This window comes from Holospora elegans E1, from assembly GCF_000648275.1.
GTDB classification, from domain to species: domain Bacteria; phylum Pseudomonadota; class Alphaproteobacteria; order Holosporales; family Holosporaceae; genus Holospora; species Holospora undulata_A.
Genome location: NZ_BAUP01000062.1, coordinates 1 through 15733 on the forward strand (window position 1 = coordinate 1; position 15733 = coordinate 15733).

The 15733-nt window shown below is 36.5% G+C and carries 16 protein-coding genes, 1 tRNA gene and 1 pseudogene; 2 read left to right on the top strand and 16 right to left on the bottom strand.

Going from position 1 to position 15733, the window contains the following annotated elements:
• Positions 1–120 precede the first annotated feature (120 nt).
• Positions 121–297 (top strand): annotated as a pseudogene (locus HE1_RS10285) (transposase); the annotation flags it as partial.
• Between the two features lie 218 nt (positions 298–515).
• Here HE1_RS10285 and HE1_RS08760 read toward each other — a convergent pair.
• The 14 genes from HE1_RS08760 to HE1_RS02170 form a co-directional block, all read right to left on the bottom strand.
• The gene (locus tag HE1_RS08760) at positions 516–857 is read right to left on the bottom strand and encodes a hypothetical protein (RefSeq protein ID WP_035544186.1); all 342 of its coding nucleotides are present in this window, start codon (positions 855–857) and stop codon (positions 516–518) included.
• A 118-nt stretch (positions 858–975) separates the two neighbouring features.
• Positions 976–1224, bottom strand: coding sequence for an exodeoxyribonuclease VII small subunit (locus HE1_RS02110; RefSeq protein WP_035544189.1), 249 nt, complete (start codon positions 1222–1224; stop codon positions 976–978).
• The gene (locus HE1_RS02115) at positions 1217–2950 is read right to left on the bottom strand and encodes a protein-disulfide reductase DsbD family protein (protein WP_162531191.1); all 1734 of its coding nucleotides are present in this window, start codon (positions 2948–2950) and stop codon (positions 1217–1219) included. Before HE1_RS02115 ends, HE1_RS02110 begins: the two co-directional genes overlap by 8 nt.
• A gap of 425 nt (positions 2951–3375) precedes the next feature.
• Positions 3376–4050 (bottom strand): ribulose-phosphate 3-epimerase, encoded by a 675-nt coding sequence (locus HE1_RS02120; protein ID WP_035544194.1) that lies wholly within the window; start codon positions 4048–4050, stop codon positions 3376–3378.
• 19 nt (positions 4051–4069) lie between these two features.
• On the bottom strand, positions 4070–4540 hold the full coding sequence (locus tag HE1_RS02125; RefSeq protein WP_006304064.1) for an RpiB/LacA/LacB family sugar-phosphate isomerase: 471 nt from the start codon (positions 4538–4540) through the stop codon (positions 4070–4072).
• 78 nt (positions 4541–4618) lie between these two features.
• The gene (gene topA, locus HE1_RS02130) at positions 4619–7276 is read right to left on the bottom strand and encodes a type I DNA topoisomerase (RefSeq protein WP_052567227.1); all 2658 of its coding nucleotides are present in this window, start codon (positions 7274–7276) and stop codon (positions 4619–4621) included.
• Complete coding sequence (dprA, locus tag HE1_RS02135; protein WP_162531192.1) at positions 7254–8453, bottom strand: DNA-processing protein DprA; 1200 nt, start codon at positions 8451–8453, stop codon at positions 7254–7256. The genes topA and dprA overlap by 23 nt, the downstream gene beginning before the upstream one ends.
• A gap of 130 nt (positions 8454–8583) precedes the next feature.
• Positions 8584–8668, bottom strand: a tRNA-Leu gene (locus tag HE1_RS02140).
• Positions 8669–8889: 221 nt separating this feature from the next.
• Entirely contained in the window at positions 8890–9501 is a 612-nt protein-coding gene (gene rpsD, locus HE1_RS02145; protein WP_006296939.1) for a 30S ribosomal protein S4, read from the bottom strand.
• 116 nt (positions 9502–9617) lie between these two features.
• The gene (locus HE1_RS02150; RefSeq protein ID WP_006296938.1) at positions 9618–10508 is read right to left on the bottom strand and encodes a DMT family transporter; all 891 of its coding nucleotides are present in this window, start codon (positions 10506–10508) and stop codon (positions 9618–9620) included.
• Between the two features lie 3 nt (positions 10509–10511).
• Positions 10512–10949, bottom strand: a complete 438-nt coding sequence (locus tag HE1_RS07095; protein ID WP_084490930.1) for a M23 family metallopeptidase — start codon at positions 10947–10949, stop codon at positions 10512–10514.
• Positions 10931–11491 carry a LysM peptidoglycan-binding domain-containing protein gene (locus HE1_RS02160; RefSeq protein WP_035544198.1) on the bottom strand — a complete coding sequence of 187 codons (561 nt, stop codon included), beginning with the start codon at positions 11489–11491 and terminating at the stop codon, positions 10931–10933. Before HE1_RS02160 ends, HE1_RS07095 begins: the two co-directional genes overlap by 19 nt.
• 7 nt (positions 11492–11498) lie before the next feature.
• Positions 11499–12794: a serine--tRNA ligase gene (gene serS, locus HE1_RS02165; RefSeq protein WP_035544201.1), complete on the bottom strand. Its 1296-nt coding sequence runs from the start codon at positions 12792–12794 to the stop codon at positions 11499–11501.
• Positions 12795–13004: 210 nt separating this feature from the next.
• The gene (locus HE1_RS02170; protein ID WP_162480201.1) at positions 13005–13460 is read right to left on the bottom strand and encodes a hypothetical protein; all 456 of its coding nucleotides are present in this window, start codon (positions 13458–13460) and stop codon (positions 13005–13007) included.
• 85 nt (positions 13461–13545) lie between these two features.
• Between HE1_RS02170 and HE1_RS08075 the strand changes: the two genes are divergently transcribed.
• Complete coding sequence (locus HE1_RS08075; RefSeq protein ID WP_152531083.1) at positions 13546–13848, top strand: hypothetical protein; 303 nt, start codon at positions 13546–13548, stop codon at positions 13846–13848.
• Positions 13849–14069: 221 nt separating this feature from the next.
• On the opposite strand, the gene HE1_RS02175 is transcribed toward HE1_RS08075, so the two are convergent.
• Both HE1_RS02175 and HE1_RS02180 read right to left on the bottom strand, forming a co-directional pair.
• The gene (locus HE1_RS02175) at positions 14070–15053 is read right to left on the bottom strand and encodes a hypothetical protein (protein WP_035544205.1); all 984 of its coding nucleotides are present in this window, start codon (positions 15051–15053) and stop codon (positions 14070–14072) included.
• A gap of 95 nt (positions 15054–15148) precedes the next feature.
• Positions 15149–15436, bottom strand: coding sequence for a hypothetical protein (locus HE1_RS02180; protein WP_162480203.1), 288 nt, complete (start codon positions 15434–15436; stop codon positions 15149–15151).
• Positions 15437–15733 lie beyond the last annotated feature (297 nt).

The following is a 15733-nucleotide window of genomic DNA, read 5'->3' on the forward strand; positions in this document are numbered from 1 at the left end:
TTGCCGGTTTGGTTAATAACACGCCGATAGCACCAATGAGGTTTAAGGGATCTTGCGACACAGTATTATTCCAAGCTTGTGTAGATTTCTGATCGAGGATCTAAGCTTGGTCAAGGTGGTATTATGGATAATGCCTCTTTTCATAAATCCAAGAAAAGTAGAGAATTAATAGAATCTGTAAAATGTAGTATAATTTTTCTACCTCCTTACTCTCTTGATTTGAATCCAATAGAGAAATTCTTGGCTAATAAGAGGGGGATTGAATGCTCTATTCGACGTTGTTTCGTGGCTCTTTAAAATATCTAATTTAACCTAAATTACTATATTATAAAAAATAAGAAATAATAGGGGGGGCTGAGCAACGCAAGGAAAGAGTCGCTCAGATAAGTTAGGAAAAACTTCCTCAAATAAATCTATTGTGCATACAAAGAGTCCAGTCTTTTGAGGCTAATAAAAAAATTCTAAAGCTGACCAATTTTTTGATCAGCTTTTTTGAATATTTTACTTATTTTCTCTTATGCGGGGGGGGGATTTCCACCAGCAGGAGGGGGAGCTCCCTCTGATCCGCCATGACTTGATGTGCTCTCGTCTTTTGGACTTGAAAACTTTTTACAAATATCCATAAATGCTCCTTCCATAGCATCGACGCGTTGCTCTAGATCTCCCCCTTTGGAAGATGATGAACTAAAAATGTCGTCCACAGGTTGACTAGGGCCGACAGGATTAGGTCCTCCAGCGGGGGCAGGCCCAGCAGGAGGTGGTGCAGGAGGTGCTGCAGGAGGTGGTGCAGGTGGTGTCGAAAACACAGAATCAAAAGCCATCATGGTAAAAAGAAATAAAAAAATTCGTTTTTGCATTTTTCACTGTTGTTAGGTTTTAAGTTATTCTACCTCATATTCTTTAATTTTTTATCAAACCTATTATTTTTGAAGACCTTTGTAATTTTATAAAATTTTAAATTCAGTAAAGATCTTTTTAAGCTGTCTTCATCTTGTCATCAGTTTTTTCTTCTTCTAAGTTTCTACTGACTTGCTCCATACGAAGTTTTGCATTTTTAAGCAACTCATCACAATACTGGCGCAACCGCACCCCCTTTTCGTAAGCAATAACTGATTCTTCTAACGTTAGTCCTCCAGATTCAAATTTTTTAACAATCTCTTCTAACTGCTTCATTGCTGCTTCAAAAGATAAAGATGCAAGCGATTCTTGCGCACATTCAGACATTTTTTTCTCCCTTTTTATATAAGATTTTACTGTTTTTCAAATCCTTGTTTTTTAAATCCTTAGAAGGCTGAAATTTTTTAAATAACTCTAAAACTTCCTCAATCTCTTTTACGCTTAACAACTCATTTAAAACAATTCCTCCTGGAAAATCTTTAGAAATCAAAACATTAAATGGAATAGCCGCACGAGAAAAGGATTTAAGTAAAGCAGTAATCTCATCAGATCCTGTACTGTAATCTGCGCGCATGCACACCATGTTCGGTTTTGCAAGAAGGTTTTGAATATTTGGATGTAAAAATACTTGCTTGTTCAGCATGCATGTTAAGCACCCTGTTCCCGTGACATCGATAAACACAATACGTCCTGCCTGTATAGACTGACGCATTAACTCAGGACTCCAAGGAATCCAATGAATTTTTCCGTCCTGCATAAAAATTTTTTGACCAGATTGTTGACTAAAGAACGGCAACAAAAACAGCCCTATTCCCGCCATACTAGGGAAAGCAAAAAGTAAAATACTCTTCCATAATAATGACAATCGATACGTTAAGAAATAATGTAGTAATGGAACGCAGGCCATCAAAATTAGTAAACCAAGAGCCAGTTGTTGCATAAAAACTGAGAGAAAAGAACGCAAAGGCCACCAAACCAACCAAACTGCTGCTCCTAAAAAAGAAATTCCTATTAAGCGCTCTAGTATTACCATCCAAGCACCGGGTTTAGGAAGAAAACGATAAATAGGGAAAACAAATCCAATAATATAAGGTAACGCAAATCCGCAAGCAATGGCAGTATATCCGTACAAAATTTCTTGCATTGTTCCGCACAAAAAATACCCCAAAGCAGGTCCCAAAAACGGAGCAGAACAAGGAGTGGCAAGAATTACTGCTAATAGTCCCGAACCCAGAGCTCCAAGGGATGTGCGATAGTCCTTAGGAACAAACCGCAAAGTCCATCTTGGAATATTAAATTGAAAAAGTCCTAATAGACTGTAAGAAGAAATAACCATTACTAGGCAAAGAGCTATAAGAAAATAAGGGTTTTGTAGATGTATTCCCCATCCAACTTCTTTTTGAAAAACGAATTTCAATAAGATTGTAGTCAATGCCAGCAACCAAAATCCCAAAAAAATTCCAAGACTTGTCATTAAAAATGTTCGCTTCAACAAAAAAGGAGACACTTTAGATAATCCCTTAAGCTTTAATCCCAAAACCGGTAAAACACAAGGCATAACGTTTAAGATAGCCCCCCCCAAAAACGCAAATAATAACATTTTCCAGCTTCTTCCTTGAAACGCTTGATAAGAATTTAACGGTAAGGAAAGAGTCTCTTTCACTATTTTACACACGTTTCCACAGCACTGCCCCCTAAATTCAATGTTCAACTTTCCACCATTGCGGTCTTTAAGCTGAACATAAAGCATAGCAAATACATGGTGCCGATAAATTTGCCCCCTTTGTTTTGCCTCAAACCAAGGAATTGGCGCGGGCCACAACACCTGAACATCTGATATATTTTGAGAATTTTTCCAAAAAATTTCCGGAGGATGGCTTAACGTATCTCCAATACTTTTTGGTCCCATCAATTTCCAATGAGGAGCGATGAGAATTTTCAAAGGTACTTTTACGTAAGTTGCTGTTTCATAGACCTCTTCTCCCCATTGGAGCTCTATGACAGATTCTGGAGACAGACAAAATGCCCGTGTAAAAAAAAAGAATGAAAACAAGAAGAAAAAAAACACTTTAAAGAACAGAGATTGCTTTTTATACATTAACAAAATATGAACAAGATCTCAGGGATGACTGAAGAAATTATATACGAATTATTTTACTGGTGCAAATAATTAATAATTCTTTGAACGATAACAGATTTATTTTTTATAAAAAAATTGAATATGAAGGTTCTAAATAAGTTAGCTCTATATTGTTATACGGTTTTACTAAAAATATGAAAAAGTCTAAGGGCTTGTCTTAGGTGTGAGAAACCCCAATTTTATCTTGTATCCGATTTATATGATAGAATGCAAACGATAAGAAGTAAAAAAGAAAAAATACTACTTTTGTAAAAAATTCTTGATCCGTTTTTGCAATAATTTTATCAGGGAAGTACATACCCCCTTAATATAATGAACGATAACAAATTAATTTATTTTTATTCAGCTTTTAAATTTTTTAATATTTTTCCTCTTTCTTCGTAAAGCGTTTTATGAAAAATAAATTGACCAGAAATTACTCCACAAGCTCCAGCATTTTGGCTAAGTTTTGCAGTTTCTGAAACTATTCCTCCGTCTACCAGAATATCGGCATGAACAGCGTTGCGTCGAAGAAAAGAGATTTTTTGAAGTGCTTTAGAGTTGAATTTTTGACCTCCAAACCCAGGTTTTACCGCCATAACAAGAAAATAATCTATCGTGTTTAGCCACCGCAAAGGCCAAACAGAAAGATCATCTTCTAAATTTATTGCAAATCCAGCTTGAATTCTTTTGCGATGCAGGTCATGAATAAGTGTTAAAGGATTTTTAACAGTTTTGGGGTGAAAAGCCAGACTTTGAATCGGTAAATCGATAAAAAGTTTTATAATGTCTTCGCTGGGAGTTGCCATGATATGCACATCAAACCAAAGATTTGGAAGAAGAGCCCTGGCTTTTTCAATAACAAAAGGCCCCAACGTAAGATTTGGAACATAGTGTCCGTCCATAATATCCCAGTGCATTCCGTCTACGTAAGGAGATACCTTTTTGAGATTTTCCCCAAGATACAGAAAATCTGCAGATAAAACAGAGGCATATACTCGCCAATCACCAAAAGGTTTGAAAAATTGACCCATTAGAATTGATCCATTAAGTTTATCCGATAAAAGGCATATGGTCTAACATTTCTACCCTTTTGCTGTGGCGCCCATAAGAAAAATCCGTGAATAAAAATTCTAATAGACAGTGTAATGCTGAATCAGGATGCAAAGTTCTTCCTGCCAAAACTAAAATATTCGCGTTATTATGCTGGCGGGCCAACACAGCATCTGACGTATCTTTACAAAGTGCTGCGCGAATTCCTAAATATCGATTGGCGGCAATACTCATTCCAATCCCACTTCCACACACCAAAACTCCCCAAGTCTCTTTCTTTAATACTTCTTGAACCACAAGAGGAACCACAGCGGGATAAAGAATGGGAATAGAGGGATCTTCCTCCATACAGGTACGTTGAGGACAAAGGACTATATTTCCTTTATCCAAAAGTTTTTCCATTAGAAAAAAGGATAAATCTTTTCCTGCATGGTCGAACCCAAAACATACATTAAAATTTTTTTTTTTCATCTAAAAACTTTGTTTCCATTGTAAAATTCCTTAAGAAGATATTGGAGGCAAGAGGGGCTTTATCTTTTGATTTTTTCCTCACTGTTCTGCTGGCTTAGGTAAGGAGTTGTCCTTTACGGTTTTGCTGACTTTCTTAGGTAAGGTGTTGTCCTTTACGGTTTTGCTGACTTTCTTAGGTAAGGTGTTGTCTTTTACGGTTTTGCTGACTTTCTTAGGTAAGGTGTTGTCTTTTACGGTTTTTCTGACTTTCTTAGGTAAGGTGTTGTCCTTTACGGTTTTGCTGACTTTCTTAGGTAAGGAGTTGTCCTTTACGGTTTTGCTGACTTTCTTAGGTAAGGTGTTGTCTTTTACGGTTTTGCTGACTTTCTTAGGTAAGGTGTTGTCTTTTACGGTTTTGCTAGCCTTTTTTAGTGTAGCATCTTCTTTCACGGCTTTACTGATTTTCTTAGGTAAAGCTTTGGAAAAACTAGTTTTAGATCTTTGTTTCTTTTGTTGAATACGTTCCAGCGCTGCTTCTAAAGAAAACTCCATAAGTGCTTCTTCTTTTTGCTTTAAAGAAAAAAATGCTCCATTGTAATGGAGATAGGGACCAAATCTTCCGATATTTAGAACGATTTCTCCTCCATCGGGGTGAGCCCCCAAAGATTTTGGTAAATTTAATAACCATAACGCTTTATCTAGATCCAAAGATTCAAAGCTGCAAAAAGAGTCACTGGAAACACGCTTATCTCCGCAAAGAACATACCCTCCATAGGGACCTTGTTTTTTTTCTATGCGATTTCCGCTAACAGGGTGTTCTCCAAGGTCTCCTTGACTTTGTGAGTCTTCTTGTTGAAGGCCAGATAAATATGTGCACTCAGGGTAGCAAGAACACCCAGTAAAAGGCCCTGCCTTTCCTAACCGAAGCTCTAATCTTCCTTCTTTACATTTTGGGCATTCTCGATTAGGAAGGTATAGATCAAGAATCTGATTTTCTACATGCTCTAACACATCTGATACGCTGACAGACTTGACTTGTTCTAAGGCTTGAGAAAAAGGGCCCCAAAATTCTTCTAAAAGCGTTCTCCAGGCTAATTCTCCAGTTGATATACTGTCTAGCTGATTTTCTAAATTCGAAGTGAAATCATAATCTACATACCTTGAAAAAAAGTTTTTTAAAAAAGCACACACCAGCATTCCAAGTTCTTCAGGAATGAGACGCTTTTTTTCTTTTCGCACATACCCTCTATCTTGAAGAACTTGTAAAATACGAGCATAAGTGCTTGGACGCCCAATTCCCAAATCTTCTAATTCCTTTACAAGAGAGGCCTCTGTAAAGCGTGCTGGGGGTTGAGTCATATGTTGAGCGCAAGAAACATCACTAATTTCTAAATTTTGTCCTTCTTGCAAAAAAGCTGGTAAAACCCGATCTCTGTCGTCTTCTTTATTGGGTTCTTGTTCTTCTTTTTGGTACGCTAACAAAAATCCGGGGAACTGAAGAATGGATCCAGTTGTTTTAAACGCTGCCGATTGATCTTGATTTTCAATCATAACTCTAGTTTGTTGATATGTAGCATTTTCCATTTGGCTGGCCAAAGTGCGCTTCCAAATTAAGGTGTAAAGCTTCCATTCGTCCATGTACTCTTGACAAAATGGCTGAATAAGACTTGGCTCCCATTTTAGATCTGTAGGACGTATCGCTTCATGAGCTTCTTGAGAATGTTTTTTTGCTTTGTATTCTCTTGATTTTGTTGGAACATACTCTTTTCCCCATTTTTTATGGATATAAGCTCTGGCTTGGTCGATAAATTCTGGAACCAAAAATACACTGTCTGTTCGCATATAGGTAATTAACCCTAAAATTTCTCCATGAACATGAATGCCTTCATACAATCTTTGTGCCAACTGCATGGTTTTTGCTGGGGAAAACCCTAAAGCGCTAGAAGCATCTTGCTGAAGAGAAGAGGTAATAAATGGAGGATACGGAGAGCGTTGAACATTTTTTTTCTCAATTGAACTGATATGATAAGGAACTCCACGCAAAATTTCAGCCCAAGCTTGCGCACATGTTTCATCACTAATAGAAAATTTATCTAGTTTTTCTTTGTTGAATTGAACCAATTGAGCTTCCAACGTGTATTCAGGGGAATGACACAAAAATTTCCCATGAATAGACCAATATTCTTGAGGCTTAAATCCTATAATGGCACTCTCTCTTTCTGCAACAATTCGTAAAGCGGCAGATTGGACACGTCCTGCAGAACGACTTCCTGGAACTTTTCTCCATAACATGGAAGACAGACCAAGACCTGCCATTAAATCCAATGCTGAGCGCGCAATTTGCGCATCTACAAGATCTTGATTAATATTTTTGTAATTTTTAAGTGCCTTTAAAACACTTTCTTTTGTTACCGCATTAAAAACAACGCGCTGAACAACCACTCGTTCTGGAAGCGCATTTTCTTCCTTCAAATACTCTAAAATATGCCACGCGATGGCTTCTCCTTCTCGATCTAAGTCTGTGGCCAAAACCAGAGTATCTACCTTTTGCACCGCGTCTTTTATAGATTTTAGATTTTTTTCCGTTTTTTCCACCAGCTGCCATGTCAAAGCGAAAGATTCTTCTGGACGAACAGCACTGATTTTTGTGGGAAGTGCCCTTACATGCCCCCCGCTTGCCAGCACGATGTCTCCTGGAAAATATTGAGCAATATTTTTTGCCTTTTTAGGGGACTCAACTACAATGAGCTTCGACACAGCTGCCTCCTTCTTGAGGAACAGCAACGACCGCGTCTCCTGGATATCGTTCGATGTATCCTTGCAACTCTAATTCAACCAGCATATTTTGTAGACAAATAGAAGAAACCTTCAATTCTTTTCTAAGAGTTTCGATAGAAGTGGGAACTGTGCTTATGCGCTCAAGTAATAAACGTAACACGTCTGAATGTTCTGAAGTTTGGCTTTCTATGCCAAGAAATGAAGATGTGTTACTGCAGGAAAGAAGATAATCAGTTTCTTCCTCTTCTTTAGCACAAAATGACATACGAGGAATGCTTTTAGGAAATTCTTTTTTTATGTCTGAAGCAGTTTCTACTAAGCATGCTCCTTCTTTAATAAGCTTGTTCCCTCCGTGAGATCGAGAATCAAGAGGGTGCCCTGGTAAAACAAAAATACAGCGATTCTGATCTAGTGCATATTTTGCACTAAGTAGGGCGCCTGACTTAATGCCAGCCTCAATGATTAAAATTCCCCAAGAAAGCCCGGAAATAATACGATTTCTTTTAGGAAATAGCTGCGCTTGAGGAGACAAATGCAAAGGATCTTCTGAGATAACTGCTCCTTGTTCTGCTATGCGATGATAGAGAGTTTTATTTTCCAAAGGATAGATGTTTCCTAGCCCCCCTGCAATGACTGCAATGGTGGGCATATCCGCATTCAACGCAGCTTCGTGCGCCCATGTGTCCACACCTCGTGCCAGTCCTGATGTGATAGTTTGTGAAGAAGACTTCAAAAAAGGAATATGCTGCTGTATCCAGGTGTGAGCGCTTTGAGAAGCGTTTCTGGCGCCAACCACAGCAAAACAACTGCTTTTTAAAAGCTCTATCCTTCCACACACACTTAAAAATATAGGAGGATCTTTTAACTGCCGCAGATATTCTGGATACTCTGGTTCAAAATAAGAAATCAGATGATATCGATTGGCATGATGCAAATCAATCTCTTTTTGAGCTTCATCTGCAGAGCAAATTCGCCCTTTGTAAATAGGCTGAGCTTTCAACCGAGATAAAGCGTTTTCTGGATGCTTGAATTTTTCAATAAGATGAAAAAAACCAATAGGACCAATATTCTCTGAACGCGCTAAGCGCAAATAAGACAACTTTTTTTCCGCATCTAAAGCCACAGGAAGTTCAAGACGTTTAGAAGAAGCGTACACCATGAAAACAAAACAAAAAATTTATACTCATGGTAAAACAAAGCTCATCTTAGTGCAATAGGAAAAACCGAAAATATTTTCAATATGCTTGAAATTTTTAGTGGACTAAAAATTTTCTCATCAATAAACGTGCCCAAGAGAAGACTCGAACTTCCACTAAAGTAACCTTTACTAGGACCTGAACCTAGCGCGTCTACCTATTCCGCCACCTGGGCATGCTTTTTTGAGTATAAGAAAAAAAAATGTTATATGCAAGACTAGAAAAAGACTATTCTTTAGGTCGCAGTAAAAAATTAAGATTTTAGTGGTAAAAATTTTGCACTTCTGGCTTTAAAGCGTACTTTAAATTTTTTTCTGATACCTTATCTTCTCTAAAAAAAATGCCGACAACACTCTGTCGGCAAAACTGATTTATTGTTTTTTTTATTTTAACACATCAGCGTGCGTAAAACTCAATGACAGAGCTAACTTGATGATCAAAAGGGTAGGGAATCTGTGATGGGTCTGGAGCATAAGACAAAACAGCAGAAAAATTACTTTCCTCTAATTTAAAGTATTCTGGAATCCGGCGAGCAGAACTTTGCCCCCTTTGTACTACAGAATTTGAATGCATAGAAGGATCTAGAGAGATCACGTCTCCAACTTTAACGCGATAAGATCCAACATTAACGCGCGCACCATTTACGAACACATGTCCGTGACTTACAAGCTGACAAGCGGAAAAAATCGTAGGTGAAAATTTCAAACGATACACACACGTTCCCAAACGTTGCTCTAAAAATTGCAAAAAAACAGAACCCGTATCCCCCTTTACAGAAGTTGCTTGAAGATAGGTTCGATAAAACTGTTTTTCTGATATGCGACCATAATGCTTTTTTAGTCGCTGTTTTACTTTCATTTGCTGGCCGTATACCGTACTTTTTCCAAAAACTTTAGCGCCATGCTGCCCTGCCGGATAAGCACGCACAGAAGCAGAAGATCGAATTCCTTCCCAAAAAATACCGTATCGTCTTTCTGCTTTGTGTTTAGAATTAACAATTTTCGTCACGAATCACCAAAAACTAAAAAAACCTCTTTATACTTTGCCTTGATTTAATTCTGATTGTCAAGTCCCACCCTAAAAAAGGCAAGAAAAGCTCCTAAAAAGTTGGGAGAAAATAGAATCTATTTGTTGCTTTTCTTTTGTTTCAGTATTGTATACAAAAAAGTGGAAACGACAATGATTCCCCCTCCAAGTCTTGCATTAAGATTCATGGGTTCTGAGTATATGAAATAATTCAGAATTAAAAAAATTGTTAATCGAAAATAATCAAAAATTGCAACAAAAGCAGAAGAGCTATTTCGAAGTGCGTAAAAGTGTGATACCGCCGATAAAGCTCCAAGAGCGCCGATACCAGCTATATAGCAAAGGGTAAATGCGTCGCAGTTCCATGAAAGATTAAAATAAAGGGAAGCAAAACTAAAAAATATTAAAGGAAAAAAAGAATTAGAAAATAAAATACGTTTTTCATTTTCTTTTGTTACGATAAGCTTTCGCGTTACAATGATGGAAAAAGCCATGCAGATATTAGCAAAAACAGGAAGAAAAGTATAAAAAGAAAGCGTTAAAGCAAAGGGATTTAATACAAATATTACTCCAATATAAGCTGAAATTATGGCAATCCAATGGGGAAAGTCTAAAGTTTCTTTTAAAAACACTCGCGCTAAAAGTAAAACAAAAAAAGGACCACTGGTTCCTAAAAAAGCAGCGGTTTCTCCTGGAAGGTAACGATACCCCGCATACCCCAATGCCATGGCAAGAGTCTGAAAAACACCTCGCAGTATTAAAAGCCTTACGTTTGGAGTGCAAAAAACGTTCCACGGGGAGAAAGGGTACCAGAAAGGAAGCATAACTATTAATCCAAATCCGGACCTTATCAACATTAACGATATTTGTGGGACTGTTTTTGAAAGAGATTTTGTCATCAGCATAGCTAAAGAAAAACTCAAACTCCACAATAGAAGAAAGAAAGAGCTTCGAATCTGATCTTTTTCAGCCCACTTGAACAACACCATTCTTTATTTTAAGTAACGTTTAGGATTGACAGGAATACGATTTTTTCTTAATTGGAAACGCAAGACTCCTCCTTGGCATTTTCCAAGGACTTCTCCTTGTTTTACTGCTTGATCTTTTTTCACGACAGGCATTATTCCTAGGTAAACGCTGCTCCATTTTTCTCCTTTTGCATCGGTGTGAGAAACAAAAACAAAAGATTTGTTTGCCAAAGCAGGGTCTTTATGAAATTGATCGCATTTTCCTGCATATACAACAACGCCATCTTTGCAGGCAACAACAGGGTCTTTAGGTGACGTGTGGAATACTGCAGTTTGTTTATCTAGAACGCACTTAAGGTCATTTTGTACGGGGGGTTTGAATTCTCCCGTTTTAGAAATGTTTCCTTTTTTGTTAGAATTTTTTAAAACTTTTGTCTTTTTTTCTAAGGAAGGGGGGGGGATGAATGATCAGAGGATTTTTTTCCCATCACAGGCGATACAACTTCTTCAGAAGGTTTGGCGAGTTTGTTTTCAAAAGAGGCTTTTCTAGAAGGAGCAGAAGATTTCTCGGGGGCGTCTTTTTGTGAAATATTTTCCTGTAACGATTCAGGAGCCGGAAGGGTAGGGGAAGGAATAACTTCTACTTCACTTTCAATGTCTTCTGAAGTATTCAAGGGAACATCTTTCCATGTTTCCTCAGCCAACGCTATGGGATCCCCACTGGCACTGTCTAAGTCATCCACTGGAACAGAAGAATCTTGTGCTTCAGATTTAGAAGGCAGCTGCAAAACCTGTCCTTCTTCTAAAATATAGGGGGGGGTTAAACCATTCGTTTCTACAAGCTCTCGTACAGAAATATCATGACATTTTGCAATACTATAAATAGTGTCACTGCTAGAGACGTAAATTTGCCCTGGTTTTAGTACAACAGGCGTAGTGGGAGGGGGGGTGCACCCTGCTAAAATTATTGAAGCAAAGAAAATTGCGCGAAAAATTTTTTTCATCATTTTTTCATAAAGAGTAAACAGGGCGGCACCCACAAGGATTCAAGCGATCTTTCCCCCCCATATAAGGGCGCAAGACTTCAGGAATTGTAACAGAACCGTCAACATTTTGATAATTTTCAAGAATAGCTACTAAAGTGCGCCCCGTAGGAAGTGCTGATCCATTTAACGTGTAGGGGTAATCTAATTGACCATCAGCATCGCGGTACCGTGTGTCTGTTCTTCGGGACTGATAGGTTCCACAATTAGAGCAGCTAGAAATTTCCCTATAACAAGATTGTCCAGGAAGCCAAACTTCAATATCGTAAGTGCGCATAGATGTCCATCCTATATCGGCGCTGCATAGTGCCACAACACGATAAGGAAGTTCCAGCGATTGCATCAAAAACTCTTCTTGCTCAAGAAACGCAAGGTGAAGATCTTGTGAGTCTTGAGGGGAACAGATTCCTAAGAGCTCTACTTTTTCAAATTGATGCATTCGTATCATACCTTTTGTATCTTTTCCTGCTGCTCCGGCCTCTGAACGAAAACACGGAGTATAGGCGGTAAATTTCAAAGGAAGATCTTTGGATTCCAAAATTGTTTCTCGTACCAAATTTAATAAGGTTACTTCGCCGGTAGCAATAAGGTATCGTCCATCGACAGTCTTAAATAAATCTTGAGAAAGTTTTGGCAATTGTCCTGCACCAAATACTGCTTCCTCTTTTACTAAGCAAGGAGTATGAACTTCTAAACATCCAAGACGCTTTATGTTCATGTCTAACATCCAATGAGACAGCGCGCGCTCTAATTGAGCCAATTCCTTTGCTAAGATAACAAATCGCGTTCCGCTCATCCGTGCAGCCTGCAAAAAATCCATTCCCAAGTTCATTCCTAACGATTCATGATCTTGAGCGGGAAACTCTGTAAAATCTCTGGGAGCCCCCCAGTGTTTCAAAATTACATTTTCATCTTGGCTTTTTCCATAAGGAACCCTTTGATCTAACATATTAGGAAAAGATTCCAATAACGCGGTTAGCTGCTCAAAAAGTCCTTGAGCTTGTCGCTCTAAAACGACTTCTTCTTCAGACAAGACGCTAGATTCTTTAACTAAATTTTGTACATCTTCTCCTTCTTTTTTTCTTTGCGCAATTTCCTTTGCAATACTATTGCGTTTTCCCCGCATTTCTTGAAACAAACTTAAAGCTTTACGATAAGCACTATCCAGCTGCAAAACCTGGGCACTTTGCGACTCTAACCCACGATGATTCAATCCTTGATCAAAAAGATCTGGATTAGTGCGAATCCATTTGATATCTAACACGACACGTATCGCAAAAATTTTCAAGTCTATTTTACTAGAAATTACAAAGAAGTGCAAGCAACGGACACTTCTTCTCTAAAGATTAGGTATTCTAAAAAATGGAATGGTACCATCATTAAAAAAACGTCTAACATACTTTAAAAATAAAATAAAAGATTAGACTTTTTTGAAATCTAATCCGAAATTATTATTTACGAAATTTTACCAAAATTATTGAGATTTAAGCATATCATGTAAGGCAGACCATGCGCGCGGAATCATTTCTTGATATCCACTTATATTCATAAAATCTGTTTTTTCAATGATAGTTTTGAAATCTTTTCTTTCTGAGGGGCGACAACTAGATTCTAGATCAAAATTTGAACCAGAATCCTTTAAAATTTTCAAAATTCTAACGACTTTTGATCGGTCTCTGCAAGAAAGTATAGAAAATTCCTGAGATAATTTTTTTGTTGGGCTGGTTTTTAATGGGCTTTCAAAAACTTCTTCTGATGGAGAGTTCAAAAAAAACTTCAAAATATCTTTAAAAGAAGATTGATAAAAATCTCCTAAATTAAATTTTTGCTCTGATTTTTTATTTTTCTTTTGCGTCCTTTTCTGGACATGCTTTGGAAAAGATTTTATTTCTTGCGGAAAATCTGAAAGGGATACCTTCGATTTTTTCAAATCTGCTTTACAGTTTTTTAAATTTTTCGATAAGCTGGAAGGAAGCTTCCCTTTTTTTCTCTTCTTAGAAGTTAAATTTTTTGACTTGCAAAAAGATTTTGATTTGGGTTCTTTGCTTTCTAAAGAGTGGGGCGTTGCAAAAATCTGTCCTAAACAAACAATATTTACTAAAAAAAAATTACAAAAAGATTTAAATTTAGCCATACATTTTTATGTGCTAGAAACAACAGTTGCTAATGATATTAAAAAAATAAACAAAAGTAAACAACCTATTGAAGTAAAAGTTAAAAAATTTATTTTTATGCAGTTTTGTGTTGATAGACACCCTACTAAAACTATATACTATTTACTGATGAATTATGATTTTAACGAATTAGATTTATCGTAGTTGTAGATTGTGACAAACAATTCTATTGTGTTCTAGAGTAATCATTTTTTTGTGCACGTACATAAAAAATCAATACGAGCGCAGAGTTTGGAAAAACTTTTATAAAAATTAACCAAAGTTCACGCTCAGAGAAATTTTTTTATTGGTTTTTATAGCTTTTGGATTTTTTTTGGTCTACTAATCCTTTAATTTGTTTTATTTTTTTGAATGTTGAAAGATATTTATTGGTAGTATTTCAAAAAAGCTTCTTGCAAGTTCTTCCAAATAAATGGGGTTGCTTTCTTTACTGCGCCATCTTGTACTGGAAAACTTAAGGGATCAATAATATCTACAATGTAATCGAAATTGTTTTTCTCTAATCCTATGCTATGAAAAAAATCAAGATCTGCGGTTTTTTCGGTTTTTAATACCTCTAAAGTTCTAAGAAGATTTTTTTGATTTCTTTTAGGAAGTCTAGAAAAATTATAAAACAAATCTTTTCTTTGTTGTGTTAGCGCATAAAATATTTTCTGAAGATCGTGTACACTTGGACTTAAAAATACAGTTTTTAAACAGCTTTTTAAATCTAATATAAAATGTCTAAACTTTTCGTTTTGTCCAAAATCTGAAAAGTCATATTTTGATAGGTCTATGGGGCCTATGTATTGTAAATATTGCAAAAAAGCAACTTGTAAGTTCTTCCAAATGAATGGAATTGCTTTCTTTACTTCCGCACTTTTTACTATAAAGCTAAAAGGGTGAAGAAGGTTTGCAATGTAATCGAAATCGTCTTTATCTAATCCTATTCTTCTAAAAACCTCAAAATCTGTAGTTTGGTTGGTTTTTAATACCTCTAGAGTTCTAATAAAATTTTTTTGATTTTTTTTAGAAAATTTAGAAAACTGATTAAACAAATCTCTTTTTTGTTGTATCAGCGCCAAAAACGTTTGGTTAAGCTCATATAAGTTTTTACTTGTAAATAAAAAATTTAAATTGTTTCGTAACTCTGATATAAAGTTTCCAAACTTTTTGTTTTGCCCAGAATCTGAAAAGTTATATTCTGATGATTCTGAGATTTTCGGCTTTGCTCCTATCGCCGTGAGGCTACTCATATTGTGGTGTAGGTGGTGCATAAAAGCAGTTTGTAAGTGGTGCCAAACTAATGGCATTGCGTCTTGTACTGCGCTACGAGATATGAAAAAGTTATAAGGTTGAAGAATGTCCATAATGTAATCGAAATCGTCTTTACTTAAGCCTATGATCTTAAAAAATTGAGGATCATAGTAGTTAGGATCATAGATTGATTTGCTTTTTAATACCTCTAGAGTTCTAAGAAAATTTTTTTTATTTTTTTAGAAAAGTTTAAAAATAGATTTAAAAGATCGCTTCTTTCTTGTAGAAGTTTAAAAAAATTTTTTTGAAGAGCGTCTAGACCATCACTTTGAACTAAAATTCTTAAACATCTTCTTAACTCTAATATAAAAAATTTAAATTTTTCACTTTCGGGTATTGCCCTTTTGTTTGGTCCAAAATTTGGAAGGGTAGATTCTTCTGCTATGTCTTGGCCTGATCCGTTTGCAAAAGAGTCTTCTATAAACACAATGCTCATAAAAAAAATATTTAAAATAGGTAGTTTCATAACTTTACTAATGTGTTAGGTTGAGTATTCTAAATTGTACAGAATAAAAATAAAATTGTCGTAAAAGCTCATACTCCCCCTCACTTTTTTGAAGGGTCTTTTAAAGATCCGAAAAAGAGGCTATTTTATTAAAAATAAATAACAATGTTTAATGCAAATGAACCTTCGTACTTAGTATGATCGATCAGCGAAAGGTTCAGCATCCTGCGCTGATCCACAAGATGCACTCTCCACCTTCAATAAAATCCCAGCTTGAACGCATCAGGA